Below are 23413 nucleotides of genomic sequence, written 5' to 3'. Positions count from 1 at the left end.
CCAAGAAGAGCGTTTCCCATAACAAGCCTAATAAAACAAACCCCGGCTAAAAAACCGGGGTTTGTCATTAATCTGAAGGGCTCAAAAGAGCCCTTTGTGCGTCATTAGGTTGTGCTTACTTGGCCGTTTTGGCTTTTGGCATCAAGCTAATAATCTTATTAGCGATATCGGTATTGTCTTGGCTACCAATAAACAGCTCTGAGCCTGGTCCGGCGGCAAATACTTGCACATCTACACCAGTATGGCCGTGTGTCGTCCAGCCCGTATTGCTACGCAGATCGATCTCTTGTTTGATGGCGGTGGTCAGCGCTTTTTTGCCTTGCATCCGAGCGCGATCAAACTTGCCATACAGTTCATCATCAATGGTGAAACCTAGGCTAGCACTGAGTGGCTCACGCCATTGTTCTGTGGCAATTGCTTGTTCTGCCATGGTTTCTGGGCTGCCAGTCAATTTATGCAGTACGTCTGGGTGCCACTCATATTTTCCGTTAGCGCCAATAGACAGGCCGCCAGTGTTGTGATCGGCGGTGATCACCAGCAGCGTATCTGGATGGTTACGCACGAACTGTTCAACCACTTCAATACTGTGGGCAAACTCATCCATTTCGCCCATCGCCGCCGCGATATCGTTGGCATGGCCACCCCAGTCAATTTGACTGCCTTCAACCAGCAGTACAAAGCCTTGCTGATTTTGTGACAATAACTCTAACGACTTGCTAGTCAACTGGCTCAAACGATGGGCGTCAGGTTCATCCAATGACCATGGCAGTTGTACATCGGCAAATAAGCCCAATACTTTGGGTTGGTTTACTGCATCCAACTGACTGAAATCGGTCAGCACTTGATAGCCTTTAGCCGAGAATTGGTCGCGCAATGGTTGTGGAAAGTATTTTTGTCCGCCACCGAGAATCACGTCAGCATCAGTGTTGATATACGTTGCGGCAATGGCATCGTAATTTTTACGGCTTTCATCATGCGATAAAAACGCCGCTGGAGTGGCATGGTTAACTTGGCAGGTCACCGCCACACCAGTGCTCAGACCGCGCTGTTTGGCGCGTTCCAGCATCGTCGTGAGTGGACGTTTGTTGACGTCAACACTGATGGCGCCATTGTAGCTTTTAAAGCCGGTAGACAAGGCGGTCGCAGCCGCAGCTGAGTCGGTAACATAACCACTGACGCTGGCAGGGTAGGTGGAGGCCATCCCTACTAACAGCCGGTCAAATACGGTCTGCTCGATCTCTTCCGTATCCGGATTGTCTTTGTAATAACGGTAGGCGGTGGTATACGACGGGCCCATGCCGTCACCAATCATGATGACAATGTTTTTCGGGCGAGCTGGTGCGGCAGCAGGGTTCAGTGGCGCTTCAGCATAAGTCGTTAACGGTAGCCAGCAGGCAATAGCGATTAGGCATAATTGCTTGAATTTCATTGCTTATCCTTTGATTTCACTGATACGGCGCTCAATTGCGTCCATCAATTTGCCGATGATATCCACATCAAATGCTGCTTCAATCTCACGCACACAGGTTGGGCTAGTCACGTTGATTTCAGTCAGTTTGTCGCCGATAACGTCCAAACCAACAAAGATCAAACCGCGTTTTTTCAGCTCAGGGGCTATCGCGTTGGCAATCTTCCAATCACTGTCTGACAGTGGTTGGGCACGGCCACTACCGCCAGCCGCCAAGTTACCGCGAGTTTCACCTTTTTGTGGTATACGCGCCAAGCAGTAAGGCATAGGTTCACCATCAACCACCAGAATACGTTTGTCACCATCGACAATCTCTGGAATATATTTCTGCGCCATGGCGTAGCGTTGGCCGTGGTCGGTCAAGGTTTCGATAATCACACCAACGTTGGCATCGTCTTGTTTAAGACGGAAGATAGAAGCTCCACCCATGCCATCAAGTGGTTTGAGGATCACATCGCCATGTGCTTGGTGGAATGCACGCAAGCGTTTCGCGTCGCGAGTCACTAAGGTAATTGGTGTGAATTCGTTAAACCACGCAGTGAACAGTTTCTCGTTGGCGTCACGCAAGCTTTGCGGCTTGTTAACAATCAAGGTGCCTGCTTCTTCGGCACGTTCCAACATATAAGTGGCGTAGATAAATTCGGTGTCAAATGGTGGGTCTTTACGCATCAGAATGACATCAAGCTCGCTCAATGGCAGTTCTTGCGCGTCTGCTAAGGTGAACCAGTCATTGGCGTCTTGGCGTACTGTCAGTTTACGCATGTAAGCGCGCGCTTCGCCTTGCACCATGGCGAGGTCAGCCATTTCCATGTAAAACAACTCATAGCCGCGGCTTTGGGCTGCCAACAACATGGCGAAGCTGGTGTCTTTTTTGATGTTGATATCCGCAATGGGGTCCATCACGATGCCAAGTTTAATCATTTCTTTATCCTTACTTCATTCTGACTTAGCCCAAATCACCGAATCTGGATTGCAGCACGGAGATTGCGGTTAATGCGGCGGTTTCGGTACGCAACACGCGTGGCCCGAGTAATACGTCGGTAAAGCCTTGTTGTTCAGTCATTGCTATTTCAGCTTCTGACAGGCCGCCTTCGGGGCCGATCAGCAACCGTACGCGACCACAGTCGAGCGCTAGACTACTGATGCCACCTTGGGCGCGTGGATGGAGGTTCAATTTGACTGCATTGCTGGCTTCGCTGCACCAGTCGAGTAGATTCATTGCTGGTCGTACGGTTGGCACCACACTACGGCCAGATTGCTCACATGCGCTGATAACGATTTTTTGCCACTGCTGAAGCTTCTTCTCTAACCGGTCGCCGTCCAGTTTGACGCCACAACGTTCTGAAAACAATGGCGTTATAGTATTAACTCCTAATTCAACCGACTTTTGGATAGTGAAATCCATACGATCGCCACGGGAGATCACTTGCCCAAGATGCAAATTAAGTGGTGATTCAGAAGGGTTTACCTCACAGGTTTCAATCCGCACAGTGACAGTTTTCTTACCTGCCGAGGTAATGATGGCGGCATAGTCATTACCGTCACCATTGAACAAGCTAATGGCTTGGCCTTCGCTCATGCGCAATACGCGGCCAATATGGGCGCTGGCATCGGCATCGAGGCTAATTTCAGTATTGGGCGTACATGTGGTTGCTTGGTAAATACGGGGAACTCTCATGGGGCACCTGACGCAATCATCGCGTTAACGCTAAGCGGAAAATAGTTGGCCGATAGTATAGAGATTGTAGCCGTTAAAGTGTACCTGTTGGCCATTAACTGCTGGCGCAATCAGCGACCTAAATGTCATAACTGAGAAGATTTTTGCCTAACAGGCGATAAGACTTAGCGAGATTGCACTAACTGCTCGCCGCAACGTCGGCATAAATACTGTGCTTGTTGGCGCACCACTTTATTGTGGCGTCGAACACTCAATTCAACGCTGCCGCAGCGGCATTGGTAGGCAACGCCTTTTGGCGTCACGGAACTGACATCCAGCCGATGCGTAACGTCACCATTGAGGCCGAACAGCTGTTGCATGAGGCGCTTCCATTCATGCCCGTGGGGTTTCACGCGGCCATACAGCTGTGCTGTTAATAGATGACACACTTCGTGCGGTACCACATCCGTTAAAAAGTGCTGTGGATTTTCCTCCAGCAATACTGCATTGAAACGCAGTTGTTGCGTGACCGGATGTGCCGTGCCTGCGGCTTTACCACGCAGTTTGAAATGAATACTGGGACGGATGAATACTCGGCCAAGCTGCTGCTCTGCGTGCTGATAACTGCTTTCCACACGTGCAATGACTGCCGCTTGTTGCTCGCTCGCGGGTAAGGCAATCACAGGATGAGAGGTATTAGTGATGGTAGGCTTAGCCAAACCAGCCAAGCGTTTTACGCGCGCAAACAAAGATGACACTCCAAAAGCAGTTAGCCCGACGCGAATCGTCGGGCTATTACCTTAGCGAGTTGCTGCCGCGGCGGCAATCATCTGCTTCACTTGTTCGATGATTTGTTGCTCCATCTCGGCATCATAACCTTGTAGGCGTGGGGTATGAATATGCCCTGTCGGTGTGGTGCTGTTGAGTTGATCTTTAAGCAAGATGGCGCGATAAGAGATCTCGTTGGACAGATAACCACCGCCGGAGCCTTCAACTGAGGTTTCATTTTGCAGCTCTGCTAACGAGGTGGCGGCAAAACTCCCGCGTGCAAGCGTAGTGACTTGGTGATTGTCGTTGACTGTCCAGCGGCCCGCTACCTGCTGCATGGCTGTCACGGGCAGTGAGAACTCCACAAACTCAGGGCCGTTGAGGATTTTACCGTCGAGTTTCGGCGCCATTGGATGTTCTTTATCGGCACCGGTATAAACATTGCGGTTGTCGGGGGCTTTGGCCGAACGGTTACGGCCAGGGAAACGCTCAATATCGAAATTATCGCGGCCCATACTCACGGTAAACACCATGTCCAGTTGGTCGCGGCGATAGAAAGGCGTCAGTAGCGATTCGATAATGCCCGCGTCGAAATCTTCATAGCGCACGGGGATCATTACGGTTTCAATCTGTGCCTGCTTGCCATTGACCTCAAAGCGGTAGCCGTCGAGCGCTAAGGCAACTAGACCGGAGGGATTGCTTTGGTCAATGTGGCGGTCAAGGAAGAAGGGGTCAAAACCGGTCAGCAAGATTTTGATCTGGCTGTCATCAGCAAAGTTGATATCACTAAAACCGCGTGACGCCCGTTCAACGGCATTCAGCAATACGTCTTTCTGCCAACCTGCAATATTGAAGGCGGGCTTTTGCTTGTCGAGTGCCTCACGCATCTGCAACCGTGACCAATAGAGCGAACGATCATCAGGGTGACCCGATTGCACATCACGGACAGCTTGTTGCCAAACGCGTTGGCCTAATTTGGCAACGGTTTGAGTGACTTTGAGTTCATCGTTGGCGGCTGAGTATTGTTTGCTTAAGTCATCAACAAAGGCGGAATAACGGCTTACTACGTCAGGTATCGCAGCGTTGGCGGTGGGGATGCGTTGCTCCTCAATGCCAGCCGAGGCAGATAAAGCAACACAACTGCTGCTGAGTAGGGTGGCGAATATCAGCGGCTTATGCATGATCAATTCCTTTAATAACGACAAGCTAACAATGACTTAGCTGTTAAGTATGCACCAGCCAGCGCAGAGCGCAACGTCTAATCTGTCATTAATTGCTCACAGATCTGATAGTTACATCATCAATGCTTGCAGTGATTCTTGGCTACCAAAGCGCTTAGTAAAGAAGTCCAGAAACACACTGATGTTGGTGGCTAATTGGCGACGGCTGGAATACACGCCATACACTTTAAACGGCTCGATAGGCCACTCCTGTAGGACAGGCACTAAGGTGCCACTGGCAATCTCGTTTTTACACACTGAGTTAGACAGAATCGCTATACCAAAGTCGTCCAGCGCCATGCGCTTGACCATCACTGAACTGTTAGCCCTGACACGGCGGCGGAAGCTTGCCATGGTCTTGCGATTGCCTTTACCCAACGGCCAAATGGGGGCTGAGCGTAAGGTACCTAAGAGTATGCCGTCATGTTCGGCTAAATCTTTTGGCGTGGCAGGTGTGCCGCGGGCTTTGAGATATCCGGGGCCAGCGACTAAGATAGGTTGGCGTTCAAACAGTAATCTTGCGACTAAGTCTGAGGATTGCAGCGGCCCATATTTGATAGCTATGTCGTAGCCTTCGCCCACTAGCCCCACTTCGGCGTCAGTAAATTGCACGTCCAGTTCGATGCTAGGGTAAAGATGCATAAAGCCGCTACATAAGTTAGCGATCACTTCTTGGTTAAATGAAACCGGTACCGCAATACGTAGTAGCCCCGACACATCGTTATGCGTATATTCGATGGTGGCTTTAGCGGCTTCTACTTCGTTGGTGATATTTTCGCAGTGCTGATAAAATAGCGCGCCGATTTGTGTCAGGCTAATTGAACGGGTATTACGCTGTAGTAAGCGTACACCGAGTTCTTGCTCTAATTGAGCAATTTTACGGCTGATCGTTGATTTTGGGAGTCCTGTTTCTCTCGCTGCTTGTGAGAATCCCTCTGCTCTGACCACTGCCGCAAATAGCAGCATCCCATTCAAATCTGGCATGTTTTTCTTACTGTCTCAAATATGGAACAAAGTGTCTAAGGTAGTTTAATGGTAATTTTGAGTGCATCAAAGTTATATTTGACCGCTATATCATAAGTAAAGAGGCTTAGCAGAGGATCGATTCGATGACCAGCACCAAGCAGCCCGCAAACATGACTCAGGCACAAACCCCAGATCCACTGTTTTTACAGGCAGAACATCTGGCACAAGATTTCTCCCTTTTTCCGAAACATAGCAAGCGTAGCTTGTCAGATGAAATCAATGGTTTGTTGGGTGATGAAGATATTCAGGCAAACTTAAAATCTTTATCTCAGTTAGACGTTGACGGTTATGTCAACAAAGTGATTCAACCGACGCTGGACAAAAACCGTCCTGGCGCTAAGCGCATTATTGCCGAACTCAAAGGCAAGATGATCTCTGAAGAGGTTCATGGCCCATTTTATCGCGCCGAAATTGAACTGAACTTTGGTGGTCGTAACCGCCGTATCGGTTTTATCGCGCAAGAACGTACCACCTCAAACGGTGCGTGGATGCCAGAGCACCACTTAATGTGTTGTGAAGCTGTGCGTCATTTTGCTGAGCTGTCGATGCCAATTGTATTTATGATTGACACTCCGGGGGCGGATGCTGGCGAAGAAGCTAACAGCCACAACCAAGCACACTCTATCTCTCGTGCTATCGCTGAAAGCGTTAACGTTGACGTACCAACACTCGGTATCGTTATCGGCGCGGGTTACTCAGGTGGTGCGATTCCATTAGCGGCAGCCAACATTCTGTTGTCACTGCGCGACGGTATCTTTAACACTATTCAACCTCAGGGCTTGCAGAGCATTGCGCGTAAGTTCAACTTGTCTTGGCAGGAATGTGCTAAGTCAGTAGGTGTATCTCCTGAAGAGTTGTACAACGCAGGTTGTATCGATGGCATCATCGACTTCTCTCCAAGCGACCGTGACGAGCGTCAGCACAATTTGCGCCGCGCTATCATCAGCGGTATCGAAGCGATTGAACGTGCCTCTGTAGAATTCGTGAAAGAGTCGGACGATTTGAAAGAGCATTATCGTCGCAGTCTCAACCGTTTCTTGAATCCTTCTAAGAATTTGAAAGCACTCGACAGCGCTGTGCATATGTCGTTGGCTAGTAGCCCAACTATGCATATGAACCTGTTCGGTAGTGCTTACCGTTATCTGCGTTATTTGACGCTGCGTAGCCGTATCCATTCCATCTCCATGGAGCAATACGGTCGCTTGTCAAAAGTGAGCGTGCCTGAAGGTGACTTACTGCTGCGTATTCAAAAAGAGCAGGAAAAAGTCTTCCAAACTTGGCTGTCTAGCCCAGATAAAGTGATTTACGACGAAGAGCTGGCCAAGCTGTGGAACAACTTTGTTGCCAAGCGGGGTGATGTCAGCACTGAACGTAACATGCTGACACGTCTGATTTTGGGTGAGCCAAAAGAGAACTACAAAAAAGCGCGTAAGGCGTTGTTGTTCAACATCTGTTGGTCACTGTATCACCGTTGGAAAGCGAACGCGGCAAACAACTTCAAAGGGTTGATCCACTATTTGGAAAACCTGCCAGCTGACGTTACTCAAAAGCCTTGGCCCGAACTGAATGATCTGACCGTGCTGGACGTAGTGGTTAACCAAGAGCTGCGTGAAGACTTTATTTGGCAATGTTACAACATTCTGATCTTCAACGCGCTGTACGACAATGTGGTTGGCAATCTGGCGTCTATCGCGAAAGAAGCGATGATGAACAAGAGTCTGTCACGTAGTTCGGTTGATGGTCTGCTGCACAAATCGATTGACTTCGCGCTGTCTACCCAAGACGTGGCTAACGATAAGAGCAAGTTCTACAAGTGGCTGAAGTACTTCATGTCTCAGTCTAACCGTGCGGAACTGCTGACTAAGACTGAACAATGGAAGAGTGTGGGCTTCCCACAACTGAACAACAGCTTGTTCGTTATTCTGACTTACTTCTTCGAACGTTTGCTGCCGGAATATTTCGACAGTGAAGAAGATAACACTCAGTACACTGGCGCGATTAACCCGGTACGTATTGGTCGTCGTAAAGACTTCTGGAACCGGTTGACCATGGGGTATCAGGATCTGCTGATCCAGAAAGTGCTACGTGAAGAGAAGAAAGCGGGCAAGATGACCTGGAATAATATTGTTGATACCTTCTTCAACAATTTTGATGAGTTGAATGGCGACAAGATGACCGCCAACTCATTGAACTTCCCAGGCTTCCGTCTTTCTATCGAAGATGCGCTCGACAAAGGTATTCGCCCATGTGGTTTGATTACCGGTCTGGCAGACTTTACACACAACGGCAAAAAACTGCGTGTGGGTGTCGCGGTATCTAATACTGCATTCCAAGCGGGTGCGTTCGACATGGCGAGTGCTGAGAAATTCTCTGCGCTGCTGATTGAATGTGCGAAACGCCGTCTGCCAGTGATCTGCTTTATCAGCTCTGGTGGTATGCAAACCAAAGAGGGTGGTGCTGCACTGTTCTCTATGGCCGTGGTGAACGACCGTATTACTCGTTTTATTCGTGACAACGAATTGCCAGTGATGATGTTTGGTTTCGGTGATTGTACTGGTGGTGCGCAAGCGTCATTTGTGACCCACCCATTGGTACAAACCTACTACCTGTCTGGTACTAACATGCCATTCGCAGGTCAAATGGTGGTGCCTGCTTACTTGCCATCAACATCTACACTGTCTAACTACTTGTCAAAAGTACCGGGCGCGATGAACGGTCTGGTAAATAACCCATTTAGCGACACCTTGAATGACTCGCTGGCCGGTATCGATCCATTGATGCCAATGCCAACAGAAAACATTCAAGACGTGATCAGCACTGCACTGTCATCGTTGGTGCCAGAAAGCCACGAAGAAGTGACTGGTGAGATCGTTCAAGACGATCCACGTAAACTGATGAAGCCGATCGACAAAGTGTTGATCCACGCGCGTGGTTGTACTGCGGTGAAATTGATCCGTAAAGCGCACGATAACAACATCAACGTGGTACTGGTGGCGTCAGATCCTGACATGACCTCAGTACCCGCAGACATGTTAACGGATAACGACAAGTTGGTTTGTTTGGGTGGTAACACCTCTGACGAATCATACTTGAACGCCTACTCAGTACTACGTGTTGCCGACTACGAAAAAGTAGATGCACTGCACCCTGGTATCGGCTTCTTGTCTGAAAGCCCACAGTTTGCTGCATTGTGTGTCAATAACGGCGTAAACTTTGTTGGCCCAAGCGTGAACTCAATGACCACCATGGGTAACAAATCGAACGCGATTAAGACCTCGCAATCACAAAACGTGCCGGTAGTACCTGGTTCACACGGTATTTTGACCAACGCTGAGCAAGCGGTGAACGTAGCGAATGAAATCGGTTACCCAGTGCTGCTCAAAGCGGTACAAGGCGGTGGTGGTAAAGGGATTCAGGTCGTTCGTCGTCCAGAAGAGATGATTGGCCTGTTCCAAAAAACTTCGACTGAAGCGGCCGCCGCGTTTGGTAACGGTGACCTGTACTTAGAAAAATATGTGACCTCGCTGCGCCACATCGAAGTACAGTTGCTGCGTGACCAATTCGGCAACACCAAAGTATTGGGTCTGCGTGACTGTTCAGTACAGCGTAACAACCAGAAAGTGATTGAAGAGTCTGGTTCAACTATGCTGCCTGATGAACTGAAGCAACGCGTGCTGAAATACACTGAAGCTTTGGGGGATGCGACTGACTACATGGGCGCTGGTACGGTTGAGTTCATCTACAACTTAGATGCCAACGAAGTGTACTTCATGGAGATGAACACGCGTCTGCAAGTAGAACACCCAGTAACCGAATTGACCTCAGGTATCGACATTGTTAGTGCACAGTTCGATATTGCTTCAGGCCGTTCAATCGAACAGCTTGAGCCAAAAGAACTGGGCTATGCCATGGAAGTACGTGTGACCGCAGAAAAAGCGGCACTGGACAGCCACGGCGTACTGCAACTGTTGCCAAACCCTGGTTTGATTACCGAATGTATCATGCCACAGCGTGATGACATTGACGTGATTTCTATCGCAGCAGAAGACAAAGAAGTATCGCCTTACTACGATAGCTTGATTGCGCAAATCATCGTGCACGGTGAAGACCGTGAAGATGCCATCAACCGTATGTTGAGCTACCTCGATAGCGTATCTATCAAAGGGATTGCCACTAACATTCCGTTGCTCAAACGCATTCTGGCCGACCGCACCTTCCGTGAAGGCGTGTACGATACCAACTACCTGCCACGTTTGATGGCGGAACTGGATATCCCTGCGCTGATTGCCGAGATGGAAGCTGCCGCTGAATCTGCTGCTGTTGATACGGAATCACTGCGTGTCGGTGAGTCGAATGAGCTCAAAGTGCTGGCGCAAGGCGCAGGTATCTTCTACAGCTCTCCTGCACCGGGTGAAGCTGACTTCGTTAAAGAAGGCGACATTGTCACTGCGGATCAAACTTTGGCGCTGACTGAAGCGATGAAGATGTTCTCGCAAATTACTCTGGCGGGCTTCAACCGCAAAAACGCGGTACTGTACCCAGAAGATAAGCAATATCGCATCGAGCGTATTCTGAACGGTAACGGCCAGCAAGTATCACAAGGTGACCTGTTGTTTGTTATCTCACCAGTGGAAGACAACGACTAAGTTTGCTGTCTTATCGGTTAAAAGCCCGCATCGCGGGCTTTTTTAACGGCTGAATACACGGACTGCGAGCAGCGCGAGATCTTGCCACGCCATAAGCCCATTTGCGGCATCACTCACTTTTGTTGTCGTTGGCCGATTTTTTCGATCTAAATTAAGCGCTGGCATAGGTTTTAATGGTCATTTGAGTTAAAATCCCGCGTTTACATTATCCAGTAAACATTCCAATCAGGTAATTGAAATCACATGTTTGAAGTGAATCCTGTCAAAAACAAAATCAAGGAGCTGTCAGAGCGTACAGAACTCCTGAGGGGGTATCTTTGACTATGACGCCAAGAAAGAGCGTCTAGAAGAAGTAGTCAGAGAGTTAGAAGGTTCCGAAGTTTGGAACAATCCTGAACGTGCCCAAGCCCTTGGTAAAGAGCGCGTAGCGCTAGAAACCGTAGTAGAAACCATCGACGAGCTGGAATCCGGTCTTGAAGATGTGGAAGGTCTGCTTGAGTTAGCGGTTGAAGAGGAAGATGAAGACACCTTCAACGAAACCAGCAACGATTTAAATGAGCTAGAAAAACGTCTGGAAGAACTTGAGTTCCGCCGTATGTTTTCTGGTGATAGCGACGCTTCCGATTGCTACCTCGATATCCAATCTGGCTCAGGCGGTACAGAAGCACAAGATTGGGCCAATATGGTACTGCGTATGTACCTGCGTTGGGGCGAAGATCATGGTTATAGCCCAGAGCTGATTGAAGTTTCTGACGGTGACGTGGCGGGCATCAAGAGTGCCACCATCAAGTTCACTGGTGAATATGCTTATGGCTGGTTGCGCACCGAAACTGGCGTGCACCGCTTAGTGCGTAAGTCACCGTTTGACTCAGGTGGTCGTCGTCATACCTCGTTCTGCTCAGTGTTTGTTTACCCTGAAATTGACGATTCTATCGACATCGATATCAATCCTGCTGATCTGCGTATCGACGTTTACCGCGCCTCGGGTGCTGGTGGTCAGCACGTTAACCGTACCGAATCTGCGGTACGTATTACCCACGTGCCAACCAATACTGTGGTGCAGTGTCAGAACGACCGCTCCCAGCATAAAAACAAAGACACCGCGATGAAACAGCTGAAAGCTAAGCTGTACGAGCTGGAGCTGAAAAAGCAAAATGCGGAAAAACAAGCGGCAGAAGATCAAAAGTCGGATATCGGCTGGGGCAGTCAGATCCGTTCTTATGTACTGGACGACTCGCGCATTAAAGATTTGCGTACCAGTGTAGAAACCCGCAATACCCAAGCCGTATTAGACGGCGATTTAGATAAGTTTATTGAAGCCAGCCTCAAATCAGGGCTGTAACAGAGAAGACGCTGAAAATGACTGAACATTTGGATGAAAACAAACTGATCGCGGAACGTCGTGCCAAGCTCGATCAAATCCGTACTAGCAGTCCGGCTAACGGTCACCCTAACACTTTTCGTCGTAGCCATAAGGCTGCCGAGCTGCAAGCTCAGTACGGCGATAAGACGAAGGAAGAGCTGGAATCTCTGGGCTTCACCACTGCCATTGCTGGCCGTGTCATGGCTAAACGTGGCCCGTTCATTGTGCTGCAAGACGTCTCTGGTCGTATCCAAGCTTACGCGGAAAAAAGCGTACAAGCGGATTTGAAAGAGCGTTACAAAGGCTTGGACATCGGTGACATCATCGGCGTTAAAGGCCAACTGCACTTGTCTGGTAAAGGCGAGTTGTATGTGCACATGGACGAATACGAGCTGCTGACTAAAGCACTGCGTCCACTGCCAGAAAAATTCCACGGTCTGACTGACCAAGAGATGCGTTATCGTCAACGCTACGTTGACTTGATTGTTAACGAAGAATCACGCCACGCGTTCCAAATGCGTTCTAAAGTGGTGGGTGCCATCCGTAGCTTTATGGAAGGCAAAGAGTTTATTGAAGTAGAAACCCCAATGATGCATGTCATCCCTGGTGGTGCTTCTGCGCGTCCATTTATTACTCACCACAACGCGCTGGATATCGATATGTACCTGCGTATCGCGCCAGAACTGTACCTGAAACGTTTGGTGGTTGGTGGTTTCGAGCGTGTGTTCGAAATCAACCGTAACTTCCGTAACGAAGGTCTGTCACCACGCCACAACCCAGAATTCACTATGATGGAATTCTATATGGCGTACGCAGACTACAAAGATCTGATGGATCTGACCGAAGAGATGTTGTCATCTATCGCCCTGAAACTGACTGGCGACACTAAGCTGCCATACGGTGAAGACGTGATTGATTTCGGTGGCCCATATGCACGTATGAGCATGCTGGAAGCGATTCAACACTACAACCCAGACAACGCTAAGATCCAAGCGATGACCTACGAACAGGTTAAAGACGTGGACTTTATGCGTACCTTGGCTAAAGAAGTTGGCTTAGAAATCGAAAAATTCTGGACCTGTGGTCAACTGCTGGAAGAGATCTTCGGTGAAACCGCAGAGCCTAAACTGATGCAGCCAACCTTCATTACCGGCTACCCAGCTGACATCTCGCCGCTGGCTCGTCGTAGCGATGACAACGACTTCATCACCGACCGTTTTGAATTCTTCATCGGTGGCCGTGAAGTGGCTAACGGCTTTAGCGAGCTGAACGATGCTGAAGATCAAGATGCACGTTTCAAAGCGCAAGTCGCCGCGAAAGATGCTGGTGACGACGAAGCGATGTTCTACGATGCAGACTACATCACTGCGCTGGAACACGGTTTGCCACCAACAGCGGGTCAAGGTATCGGTATCGACCGTCTGGTGATGTTGTTTACTAACAGCCACACCATTCGTGACGTGATCTTGTTCCCAGCGATGCGTCCACAAGCACAATAAGCGTTAGCGCTGGTTTTAGCCGCTTAAAACATTAAAGCCTTGCAGTTGAGTGCAAGGCTTTATTTTTGAGACAAAGGGCTGAATCGCTAAAGATACCTGCGGTTTAGCGACACTGCGTCAGCGTACCGGTAGTGCGCAGTTGTTGTAGTTGCGCCTGAGCCGTTTCGCTGCCTAACTTCGCGGCTTTATCTAGCCAATGGCGTCCCTCAATTTCATTATGTTGACAAAACATCAGCGTGCCTAAGGTCTCGGCACCTTTAACATGGTTATGTTCTGCTGCTTGTCGCAAATATTCCAGTGCGCGCGCGGCATCCGCTTTCGCCAACTTGAAAAACAGTTTGTATGCCGCATCGGCATCCTCAAACTTGGTTGCTAACTGCTGTAACACCGCTATTTGCTGGGGCTCAGTTGCGGTGACATTGATGCTGCCAGAATAGTAACTGCTTGCAGGCAGATCGGCATTGAAGTCGCTAATGTAATAGTTGTAGCTGCCTTCCTCGACAGCAAACAATAGGTTACTTAAGTCGTCCAAGGTCAAGTCGCCAAGGTCGTTTAGCCGTTGTTGATATTGGGCGTTAATATCATCGTTGCTGATAAGCTTATTAGCGGCAATGTCCAACTTGTCAGACTCTGGCATATCGGCGGTCTTTAGTTGCTCCGCAAATGACAGCGCCTGCCGTTTAAATTGCGTTTCTACCACTTTATCTGATAGTGCCTGATAGCGAGTCAATTCTTGTTTAAGTGCCGATGTATTGCCATATAACGCCGCTTGTTGGCGCCATTTTGTCGCTTCGTTTTCAAATTCTGCACTGCCTACGTATTCCTTGCTGAGACTATCGGCATCTCGGTAAATCGTGTCGACAACTATCCACCAAATCTGTTGGAATTGAGGGCTACCTGATTCGGCTTTGCTTTTAATCGCTAATGCTTCCGCTGAGGGAGCCTCATAGTTACCAAACTTGTAGGCGGATATCGCTTCTTGGGTATTGTCCCAATGCAATATCGAATCAAACGGACTCAGTTGGCAGGACGTTAACACCGACTCATAATCATCGGCTTCGATATTATCTAGGCAGGCTTTATCTGCATGAACTTGATAGAAGTAGCCCCCCCCGCAAAGCATTACAGCAAAGAGTAACGGCAATCCCATTTTCTGCCAACGAGGTGCGCTTGTTACCTGAAAAGGCTGCAGATCGTGCTCACTGATGGCCTGTTGTTCTAACTCAGTGAGTGCTCTTTTGCTGGTTAGATGCACTATGATAGCTGCCACAGGTAAGCCAATGAACCATGAAGCATTGACGTGTAGCCACATGCCAAGTGCGAGGTAACCTAGGCTAGCAATGATAGTCGTAGGGATTCGAGCTGACGATGAATATAGTCGGCCGACATATCTGGCGAATAAGCCGATGATCGCTGGAAATAAAATCCAAGCCATCCCACGACTGATAATCGCATGAGTTTCTATATAGCGCATTAAGACTGCGGCTATCACAAATCCAATGATTGCGCCGAGCAGCGCTAAAATGGGGCGTTCTTCTTTGACGAGTTTTATATAAGCTTGTTCTAATTCCGCTCTTTGGTACTGCATGGGTATCCTACCTCTACTTCATATCCCAGCGTGCTAATGACGCAGGTTGCTATCTTATCCATAATAAAAAAGGTAGGAAATTCATTTTGTTAATAATAGGCGGGTTTTGTTAGGTGGAGCGACAATGATTGAACGGCGATAGCCGACCATGCCGTTTCAAATACCGCCAACAATGATGCTTCGTCAGTGCCACTTTTAACGGCAAGCTGAGATGCTACGCGAATGCGTTAGCACGGTTTCAATGCAACTGCTCCACGCAGATACGGTTGCAGCCGAGCGCTTTGGCGGCAGCTAGCCCTTGACTGGCGCGGTTGAGGAGATCTTGGCTGCGTTGATCATCGTCTGCAAACTGGCTCAGGCCGCCACTAATCGAAGTGCAAGCTTGGGGTAGATCGAGCGATAGCAAGCGTTGATGGATATCCTTACGCAGACGATCGATAAGCGCCCAAGCCTGTTCCGTTTCAGTGTGAGGCAATAAAATCACGAAGCTGTTTTGCTGGTAGCGAAAGGCTTGGTCTTCTTGGCGGAGATCGCTTAGGCAGACGTTGCCCACCGTCGATACCACACATGCTTCGGTGGTTTCGCCGCATTGCTGCCGTAGTTGGTTAAAATAATCCAGTTCAAACATCACCAAGCTGCAGGGTATGTGGTGCCGATGAAACAAGCTAAAGTGCGCCGCTAACTCCTTGTTCATCCGTCGTTGACTGTACAGATGGGACACTAAGTCCACCTCCCCATAGTTTGCCCAGCGCAGTGCTTGCTGGTGGTAGTGGGTAACATCGTGGCTGAGCCATAGCACCGCTGCTTCACCGTCCACCTGAAAGTTTAATGGGCTCAAGTGTCCCTGCCACCAACTACTATGGCGCGGTCTGGATTGCTGCCAATCATGTTCACTCAAGGCAAACTCAACTTGGTGCGGTTTGCCGCTGGCTAACGCATGATCGATTTGTGTCAATAACCAAGGCGCTTTATTTGGAGAGAATATCGCGGTAATACTGGGTGCTGGATAGAAGCCCGAATAGTGACTATCGCAGCCAAACGCTTGTACGCAGCGGCCACTGCGCGTTAACACAAATGCGGGAATAGGTAAGCTGCTGGCAAGTTGGGCAAGTTGCGGCTGTGTCAGCATGGTAGAGCTTCCAAGCGGGTGAGTTAGCGTATTATTTAGCTTAGTTGAAATTACGCCACATGCAGCAGTAAATGCTAATTTTAATGGGGGTTAGAACAGGCTTGCTTGCGCTGCGGGTTGCAGTGGTGGCAGATCGGCTAATTGCCATGTGAGTTGAGCCGCAACATGTTGCTGTAGTTGCTGATAAAGCCGATGGGCGAGTTCCGGCGCGTGGACATTATCCGGTGTGTGCACAAACAGATGCGGTGTTTTGCCTTCACTTAACCACTGCGGCAGTTTGCTGAGCCAAGGTGCGAAAAAGGCATCGTTGTTTTGCTGCACAAGATCACCAATAAAACGTACCACCGGCATATTCGCAGTGGCGATAGCGTGCACTGGCACGCGCGGCTTTTTGCTTTGGGCATCACGCATGATATCGCTGGTGGCAGGTTGGGCGAAGATTGGCCGACTGTCCATGATGATGCGGTCACAGCCGTGCTGCATCAGCAAGCGGTTCAGTTGTTGCTCGGCAGCGCCTTTGGCAAAGAATGCGGCATGGCGTAGCTCGACGCCATAATTTAAGCCTTTGGGTAACCGCTCAATAAACGCGGCTAATACGGCTAACGATTCAGGGCCAAAACTGGCGGGCAGCTGGATTTTCCAAACTGAGGTATGCGCTTGCAGCGGCTGCATACGGTTGAAAAACTCGCTTAGCTCGCCATCGCAATGTTGCAGTTGTCTATCGTGAGTAATGGTGCGCGGCAGTTTAAACGTAAACCGAAAAGACGCTGGCACGCTGGCCGCCCACATCGCCACTGTGTTGGCATCGGGCAGGGCATAAAAGCTGGTGTTGCCTTCTACGGTGTCGAATTTTTCCGCATAACTGCTGAGCCTATCGGCGGGTGTTTGGCAGCCTTGTAACAGCGATTTTTGCCATTGTGGCAGTGACCACATCGCCATACCTACCCGCAATAGCGGCTTATGCGTTAATGGCATGGTACTCCCGCACTAATTCCACCATCGCCTGTGCGGCAAATGAAAGTGGTATCCCTTTGCGCCAATAGATAGATAACTCCCAAATCAGATCGTCTTGCTGTAGTGGTACATTCACTACCCCCGGTACTTGGTGACGATTGGCGAGAAAGTTGGGGATTAACATCACACCTGTGCCCGCAGCAACTAAGGCCACACCAAAATCGGGATGGCTTACCTTAGTGACAATTTTCGGCATAAAGCCGCGTTGTACGCAGCCGTTAAGTACCAAGTCATGCAGGGCATACTCTTCATTAAAAATGATTTGCGGATCGTCGCTGAGCTGCTGCAAGCTAAGTTCAGTGGCATGCGCAAACGGATGTTGTTGTGGCAACACCACCATCATCGGATCGCGGCGAATACAGAAACCATCGAACTCATCTGCTGCTAGTGAGATAATGCCCGTGGCCAGTTCAACCTCGCCTTTTTTGAGTTTTTGGGTTTGCTCAGTGCCACCACGGACTAACAATTGCATCTTAATGTGAGGATATAAACTGCGGTAGCGGCTAATGACAGGGGTAAATAACTCAGCACTGCCCAACGGCGCCAGCCCAATATGCAACTCGCCAGTGAGTAAATTGCGTTGCGCTGCTAGCTCAGTAAGCATTTCTTCACGGGTATTGAGTAAGGATTTGCCGTAGTGGTAAACCACTTGACCAGATGGTGTTGGCCGTAACTGACTGCCACGTTTGCCACGCTCTAGCAGCACTAAATCGAGGTCTGCCTCTAGCTGGGTTATCGCTTTTGACAACGCGGGCTGAGTGATATGAATCGCCTCCGCCGCCTTGGCGAAGCCGCCGTGATCAATGATTTCGACGAAATAGCGAATAACCTTAAGATCCACTAATATAACCCTTTGGAATGCTTTGTATTAATAATATTCATTTTTTTTATCTAAAATAGCACCCTAAAATGACGCTATCAATTTTAGAAGAGAACCATCATGCAATTGGCCCATTCGGCAGCGCGGCTTCAACTTTTGCGGCAGCAAAGTAAACACGTTAGTTTAGCGCTGATACAGATAGGTATTATCTGCCTATTCGCTTGGGGCGCCCATGCGGTAGCAACCGCATTGCATTCGCCAATCCCAGGTAGTGTACTCGGCTTGGCTGTGGTTCTGTTGGCGTTAGCGCTCAAAATCATTCCAGAAAAAGCCATTCAAGTAGGGGCCGCTTGGTTTATTGGTGACCTGTTGCTGTTCTTCATCCCGCCAATGATCTCAGTGATCAAATACGAAGCTTTGCTCAAGCAATATGGTTTCAACATCCTGCTGACCATTGTGCTGGGGGTGATTTCCGTGTTGCTAGGCACTGGTTTTGTGGTTGACCGCGTATTTCGTTTTGAGCGTAAACAACACCTCAAACGGCAGATGGCAAAGCATTTAAAAGCCCAGCAACAGCAGGACACAAAGGCAGAATAATGAGCCAATCAACACTGTTAGCGCTCATCAGCTTATTGATTACTGTTGGCAGCTACTACATCGCTAAAGCGTTATACAAACGCCATAAAACATGGTGGTTGTTGCCGAGTATTTTGGCACCTGTCGTGGTGGTGTTTATTGTTGTGTGGTTGTCTATCCCGCTGCCGACTTATTTTGAATACACCCACTGGTTGGTGACCTTGTTGGCACCCGCAACTGTGGCATTTGCGGTACCGATATACCGCGAGCGCAAGCTCATCCGTCAGTACCCGTTGACCATCAGTTGTGGTGTGATTGCCGGAGTAATGTTTGGCTTAACCTCTACTTGGTTGCTGACCAAAGTGATTCCGCTGCCAGAAGAGTTAATCCACAGCGTACTGGTACGGTCGGTGTCGACACCGTTCGCCTTAGAAGCAACCAGCGCTTTTGGCGGTGTGCCGGAGCTGACGGCGTTGATGGTGATGCTAACGGGCATTATCGGCATGGTGATTGGTGAACCGTTAATGAAGTTATTCCGCATTCATACGTCGCTAGGGCGAGGGGTCGCGTTGGGCGCGAGTGCTCATGGTTCAGGTACTGCAATTGCGACTGAGATTGGCCAGCAAGAGGGCGTAGTTGCCAGTCTTACCATGATTTTTGCCGGCATTGTGATGGTCATTTGTGCGCCGTTTTTTGCTTGGGTGTTTTCCTAATTAGCGGAACGACTAGCGGTATAGGTTAAGGATTTAGTGAAACGATTTTTAGCCACAGCTTCCCCAAAGTTTAGTGGTTAGCCGCTCAAGAGATTGAGCACCTACTTACCTGAGTTCGCTCAGGACTTCATGTTGCGTTAAGCCGATGTGTATTCATCGGCTTTTTTTTGCCTGTCATTTAGTGGTTTCAGCCGCAGCAAGCGCATTTAGCCAGCTAGGCTATTAGGTTATACTGCACCGCGCTGTCTGTTGTCAGAAGCCTGCTAATGTCGGTTTCTCGTTGATTGAGATATAAAAATGCACACACTTGAACAACTGCGCGCTGGTGAACTGCAAGGAAGCCGTCGCTTGCAACTCGCTGGTGGATTAACTGAGTTTCCGCGCGAGGTTTTTTCGCTCGCCGATTCATTGGAAATCCTCGATCTTAGCGGTAACCAACTGTCATCGCTGCCGAATGACCTCGATAAGCTCAGCCACCTCAAGGTGATCTTCTGTTCGCAAAATAACTTCACCCAGTTGCCGCCAGTGCTGGGGCGTTGCGCATCGCTGAGCATGATCGGCTTTAAGTCCAATAAGATTGTCGATGTGCCTGCCGCCGCGTTACCGCCTAAATTACGCTGGCTGATTTTAACTGACAACTGTGTGCAGCAACTGCCAGACAACATCGGCACTTGTGTTGAATTGCAAAAGCTGATGCTAGCAGGCAATCAACTCGCCAACCTGCCGGACTCATTGGCGCACTGTCACAACTTGGAGTTAGTTCGCCTCGCTGCTAATCGGCTCGAACAGCTACCGCCATGGTTGTTCTCGCTACCGCGGTTAACTTGGTTGGCTTATGCCGGCAATCCTATGACCGCCCCGTTGGAGGCTCAAGCGTTAGCTGGCGCGATGACCGAGATAGATTGGCAGCAACTCGACATTGACGAATTACTCGGTGAGGGCGCCTCAGGGCTAATCTATCGTGCCAACTGGTCTAAAGCAGATACGCAGCATCCGGTGGCAGTAAAACTGTTTAAAGGCGCGATGACCAGCGATGGCTTGCCGCAGAGTGAGATGGCATCCACCATCAAAGCGGGGCAACATAGCGCGCTCACACATACTCTCGGCCGTGTGGCACAGCATCCTGACGGTACAGATGGTCTGGTGATGCAGCTTATTCCGCGTGATTTTGGCAATTTGGCGGGGCCACCCAGCTTGGCCTCTTGTACCCGTGATATTTACGCACCGGCGCAGCGCTTTACGCCTGTAGCGATGTTTCGCATCGCGACGGCGATCGCCAGCGCGGCGCAACATTTACACCAGCAGGGCATGATGCACGGTGATCTGTATGGTCACAATATTCTCACCACTACGGCAGGCGATGCTTTACTGAGTGATTACGGTGCCGCCTCGTTTTACGACTGCGCCGATACGCATCTCGCCGAGCGGTTACCACGCTTGGAAGTCAGAGCCTTTGGCTGCTTATTGGAAGAATTGCTCGCACGTTGTGATGGGCTTAATGCCGCTACGCAGCAAGGGCTCAGTGCATTGGTAGCTGCGTGTTTACTGCCACAGTTACTTGCGCGACCAACGTTTGATGCTATTTGCCAGCAGTTAACTGAATTACAACAGCAGCATGCTATTGCGGCTTAATAAGGAAAGCTGTGTTGTTCGGGCGATTGAGCTTTGTTGCGGTCGTGGCGCTAGTTTGTGCAGTGACAATAAAGTTTGCCCATAACGACAAATATTTCCCTTAAAGTTTGCCCGTAAGGAAATGGCCTACTCATCTTCAGGTCATCTCGAGTATTGTTTTAGCATCTGTGAATTAATTTCTGTGGGAGAGATTATGTAGCAAGGACTATAGGTGCATACTGAGTATTAAAGTATCATGCTAAAAGACTGCTATCGGTAAGACCCTACCCTATCTCGTGGCCCCCGCGACCTTCTCTAAATCGTTTATGCCCCATTATGGGTTAGCATCATGACTTTAGGCGTAGTTTGATACATACCGGTTGACCAAATTTTAGTAATGCGAAAACTGACCATTTATGTTTTGGTGTTGTTCTGTTGTTTTGCTAAATTTTCTGGTACCGCACTTCTTCCAAAAACAGCGAAAACGCCTGCGAGCGATGATTTCGGCTGGGGTAATACAAGTAAAAACCGGGAAAGGGTGGGCACCACTCTTCAAGTAACCTTAGCAAACGACCGTCATTGATGTAAGGCATAACTGCATCCTCCAGCGTGTAGAAAATCCCCATGCTATCCAGCACTGCTTGGATTCCTGTACTCGCGGTGTTAAGAATCAAACTGTTGTTGGGACGAATATTAATCTTCTCTTCGCCGCGTTCAAATTCCCACGGTAACAGACCACCAACTGTGGGCAAACGCCAGTTAATGCAGCGGTGCTGCATTAGATCTTTTGGGTGCTTTGGAATGCCATGGCATGAATACTCGGGCAGCGTGGAAGCGATTGACCAAGTCAACGTACGCGCGCGAGTGGCGGGCATGCTGCAAAGTGTGCATTTTGAAGAGGGCGCTTATGTTGAAAAAGGCCAACAGCTGCTGACCATTGACCCGGCGCCGTATGCTGCTGAAGTACAAAAGGCGGAAGCCAACGTTGCCGCCGCAGCGGCGCAGAGCGCGCAAGCACATCTAGAAGCCCAGCGGGCAAAACGGTTGTGGGAGAAGCGACTGATTGCCGAAAACGATATGGAGCAACTGCAAAATAGTGCCGATGCCGCCAAAGCGTCACTGCAAGCAGCCAAAGCCGATCTCGCACTCGCGCGGTTGAATCTGTCCTACACCCACGTGATGGCTCCTGTTGCTGGTCGGATTGGCAAACTGGCGTTTACGCCAGGCAACCTGATTGCGGCCGGTAATAGCGCGGAGCCGATCACCAGCATCGTGTCTATGTCGCCAATTTACGTCAACTTTGATGTGGAAAGCGCTATCGCTACTAGCGTGTTAGCGCAACTTGGTAATGGCCGCGAGCAGTTAGCGCGTCTTGACCAAGTGCCTGTGAAAGCACAAAGCAACGGCGGCGCGATGACTGAGCAGGGCACGTTGAAGTTGGTCAACAACAGGGTGGACGCTGGTAGCGGCACACTCAATATGCGCGCGGTGTTTGATAACCGCGATGGCCAACTGCTACCGGGGCAATTTGTGCGCGTCAGTTTGGGGCAAGCGCAACCCAGCCAAGGCGCAGCAGTTGGGCGTGCCGTTGCCGGATATTTTTGACACCTTGTCGATCTATCTTGGCTCAGTATACATCAACGATTTCAACGCCTTTGGCCGTACTTACACGGTGCGGGTGCAAGCCGATGCGCAGTATCGTGCTCATCCTGAAGATATTGGCAAACTGAAAGTACGCTCGATCAATGGCGATATGGTGCCATTGGCGTCGGTGATGAAGGTCGATTATAGCTATGGCCCAGAACGGGTAATGCGCTACAACGGCTTTTTAACGGCTGATATTAACGGCACTCCGGCGCTGGGCTACTCCTCGGGGCAAGCACAAGCGGCGATTGAACGTGTCGCGGCAGAAACGCTGCCGCCGGGTATGGAGTTTGAGTGGACGGAATTGACTTATCAGCAGATTTTGGCGGGAAACTCGGCAGTATGGCTGTTCCCGTTGACGATTCTGTTGGTGTTCTTGGTGCTGGCGGCGCAGTACGAAAGCTTAACGCTGCCATTGGCCATTGTGCTGATTGTGCCGATGAGTGTGTTGGCGGCGATGGTCGGCATCTGGCTCACTGACGGTGACAACAACATCTTCACCCAAATTGGCTTGATGGTGCTGGTGGGGCTGTCGGCGAAGAACGCCATCTTGATTGTCGAGTTTGCCCGCGAGTTGGAATTTACCGGTAAGACGCCAGTACAAGCGGCCATTGAAGCATGTAAGTTGCGCTTACGGCCGATTTTGATGACCTCAATTGCGTTCATCATGG

At 49.7% G+C, this 23413-nt stretch carries 18 protein-coding genes and 1 pseudogene; 8 read left to right on the top strand and 11 right to left on the bottom strand.

Features of this window, described 5'->3' with window-relative positions; translation table 11 throughout:
• Window positions 1-115: 115 nt before the first annotated feature.
• From ACN0TT_RS12080 to ACN0TT_RS12055, 6 genes are all read right to left on the bottom strand, one after another.
• A complete protein-coding gene (locus tag ACN0TT_RS12080; protein WP_417762409.1) occupies window positions 116-1429 on the bottom strand; it encodes an alkaline phosphatase in 1314 nt (437 codons plus the stop codon).
• 3 nt (window positions 1430-1432) lie between these two features.
• Window positions 1433-2389, bottom strand: coding sequence for a glutathione synthase (gene gshB, locus ACN0TT_RS12075; protein ID WP_417762408.1), 957 nt, complete (start codon window positions 2387-2389; stop codon window positions 1433-1435).
• 25 nt (window positions 2390-2414) lie between these two features.
• Window positions 2415-3146, bottom strand: a complete 732-nt coding sequence (gene rsmE, locus ACN0TT_RS12070; protein WP_417762407.1) for a 16S rRNA (uracil(1498)-N(3))-methyltransferase — start codon at window positions 3144-3146, stop codon at window positions 2415-2417.
• 164 nt (window positions 3147-3310) lie between these two features.
• Window positions 3311-3874 (bottom strand): SprT family zinc-dependent metalloprotease, encoded by a 564-nt coding sequence (locus tag ACN0TT_RS12065; protein ID WP_417762406.1) that lies wholly within the window; start codon window positions 3872-3874, stop codon window positions 3311-3313.
• 51 nt (window positions 3875-3925) lie between these two features.
• The gene (locus ACN0TT_RS12060) at window positions 3926-5074 is read right to left on the bottom strand and encodes a hypothetical protein (RefSeq protein ID WP_417762405.1); all 1149 of its coding nucleotides are present in this window, start codon (window positions 5072-5074) and stop codon (window positions 3926-3928) included.
• A 111-nt stretch (window positions 5075-5185) separates the two neighbouring features.
• Window positions 5186-6097 carry a LysR family transcriptional regulator gene (locus tag ACN0TT_RS12055; RefSeq protein WP_417762404.1) on the bottom strand — a complete coding sequence of 304 codons (912 nt, stop codon included), beginning with the start codon at window positions 6095-6097 and terminating at the stop codon, window positions 5186-5188.
• 125 nt (window positions 6098-6222) lie between these two features.
• On the opposite strand from ACN0TT_RS12055, the gene ACN0TT_RS12050 reads away from it, so the two are divergent.
• The 3 genes from ACN0TT_RS12050 (at window position 6223) to lysS (ending at window position 13647) form a co-directional block, all read left to right on the top strand.
• Window positions 6223-10785, top strand: coding sequence for a biotin carboxylase N-terminal domain-containing protein (locus ACN0TT_RS12050; RefSeq protein ID WP_417762403.1), 4563 nt, complete (start codon window positions 6223-6225; stop codon window positions 10783-10785).
• A gap of 243 nt (window positions 10786-11028) precedes the next feature.
• Window positions 11029-12127 (top strand): peptide chain release factor 2 gene (gene prfB / locus ACN0TT_RS12045; protein ID WP_417762402.1). Its coding sequence is split into 2 segments (ribosomal slippage): window positions 11029-11103 and window positions 11105-12127, totalling 1098 coding nucleotides; the frame shifts between segments, so codons are not numbered across the junction.
• Window positions 12128-12144: 17 nt separating this feature from the next.
• On the top strand, window positions 12145-13647 hold the full coding sequence (lysS, locus tag ACN0TT_RS12040; protein WP_417762401.1) for a lysine--tRNA ligase: 1503 nt from the start codon (window positions 12145-12147) through the stop codon (window positions 13645-13647).
• A 103-nt stretch (window positions 13648-13750) separates the two neighbouring features.
• Here lysS and ACN0TT_RS12035 read toward each other — a convergent pair whose 3' ends face one another.
• The 4 genes from ACN0TT_RS12035 to ACN0TT_RS12020 all read right to left on the bottom strand — a co-directional run bounded on the left by ACN0TT_RS12035 (window position 13751) and on the right by ACN0TT_RS12020 (window position 18219).
• On the bottom strand, window positions 13751-15235 hold the full coding sequence (locus ACN0TT_RS12035) for a hypothetical protein (RefSeq protein WP_417762400.1): 1485 nt from the start codon (window positions 15233-15235) through the stop codon (window positions 13751-13753).
• Between the two features lie 238 nt (window positions 15236-15473).
• Window positions 15474-16364, bottom strand: a complete 891-nt coding sequence (locus tag ACN0TT_RS12030) for a GGDEF domain-containing protein (protein ID WP_417762399.1) — start codon at window positions 16362-16364, stop codon at window positions 15474-15476.
• A gap of 90 nt (window positions 16365-16454) precedes the next feature.
• Window positions 16455-17339 (bottom strand): DUF72 domain-containing protein, encoded by an 885-nt coding sequence (locus tag ACN0TT_RS12025; RefSeq protein WP_417762398.1) that lies wholly within the window; start codon window positions 17337-17339, stop codon window positions 16455-16457.
• Window positions 17323-18219, bottom strand: coding sequence for a LysR substrate-binding domain-containing protein (locus tag ACN0TT_RS12020; protein ID WP_417762397.1), 897 nt, complete (start codon window positions 18217-18219; stop codon window positions 17323-17325). Before ACN0TT_RS12020 ends, ACN0TT_RS12025 begins: the two co-directional genes overlap by 17 nt.
• Window positions 18220-18318: 99 nt before the next feature.
• Here ACN0TT_RS12020 and ACN0TT_RS12015 point away from each other — a divergent pair, with 99 nt between their 5' ends.
• The 3 genes from ACN0TT_RS12015 (at window position 18319) to ACN0TT_RS12005 (ending at window position 21119) form a co-directional block, all read left to right on the top strand.
• Window positions 18319-18795: a CidA/LrgA family protein gene (locus ACN0TT_RS12015; RefSeq protein ID WP_417762396.1), complete on the top strand. Its 477-nt coding sequence runs from the start codon at window positions 18319-18321 to the stop codon at window positions 18793-18795.
• Complete coding sequence (locus tag ACN0TT_RS12010) at window positions 18795-19487, top strand: LrgB family protein (protein WP_417762395.1); 693 nt, start codon at window positions 18795-18797, stop codon at window positions 19485-19487. Before ACN0TT_RS12015 ends, ACN0TT_RS12010 begins: the two co-directional genes overlap by 1 nt.
• A 297-nt stretch (window positions 19488-19784) precedes the next feature.
• Complete coding sequence (locus ACN0TT_RS12005) at window positions 19785-21119, top strand: leucine-rich repeat-containing protein kinase family protein (protein ID WP_417762394.1); 1335 nt, start codon at window positions 19785-19787, stop codon at window positions 21117-21119.
• Between the two features lie 422 nt (window positions 21120-21541).
• Here ACN0TT_RS12005 and ACN0TT_RS12000 read toward each other — a convergent pair whose 3' ends face one another.
• On the bottom strand, window positions 21542-21877 hold the full coding sequence (locus ACN0TT_RS12000) for a LysR substrate-binding domain-containing protein (protein ID WP_417762393.1): 336 nt from the start codon (window positions 21875-21877) through the stop codon (window positions 21542-21544).
• Between ACN0TT_RS12000 and ACN0TT_RS11995 the strand changes: the two genes are divergently transcribed.
• Window positions 21861-22703, top strand: a complete 843-nt coding sequence (locus tag ACN0TT_RS11995; protein WP_417762392.1) for an efflux RND transporter periplasmic adaptor subunit — start codon at window positions 21861-21863, stop codon at window positions 22701-22703. The genes ACN0TT_RS12000 and ACN0TT_RS11995 overlap by 17 nt on opposite strands.
• Window positions 22663-23413 (top strand): annotated as a pseudogene (locus ACN0TT_RS11990) (efflux RND transporter permease subunit); the annotation flags it as partial. The gene ACN0TT_RS11995 and the pseudogene ACN0TT_RS11990, both read left to right, overlap by 41 nt.

Source organism: Shewanella sp., assembly GCF_048265805.1.
GTDB lineage: Bacteria > Pseudomonadota > Gammaproteobacteria > Enterobacterales > Shewanellaceae > Shewanella.
The sequence above is the reverse complement of the archived record's forward strand: the minus strand, read 5'-3'. Positions and strand labels throughout refer to the sequence as shown.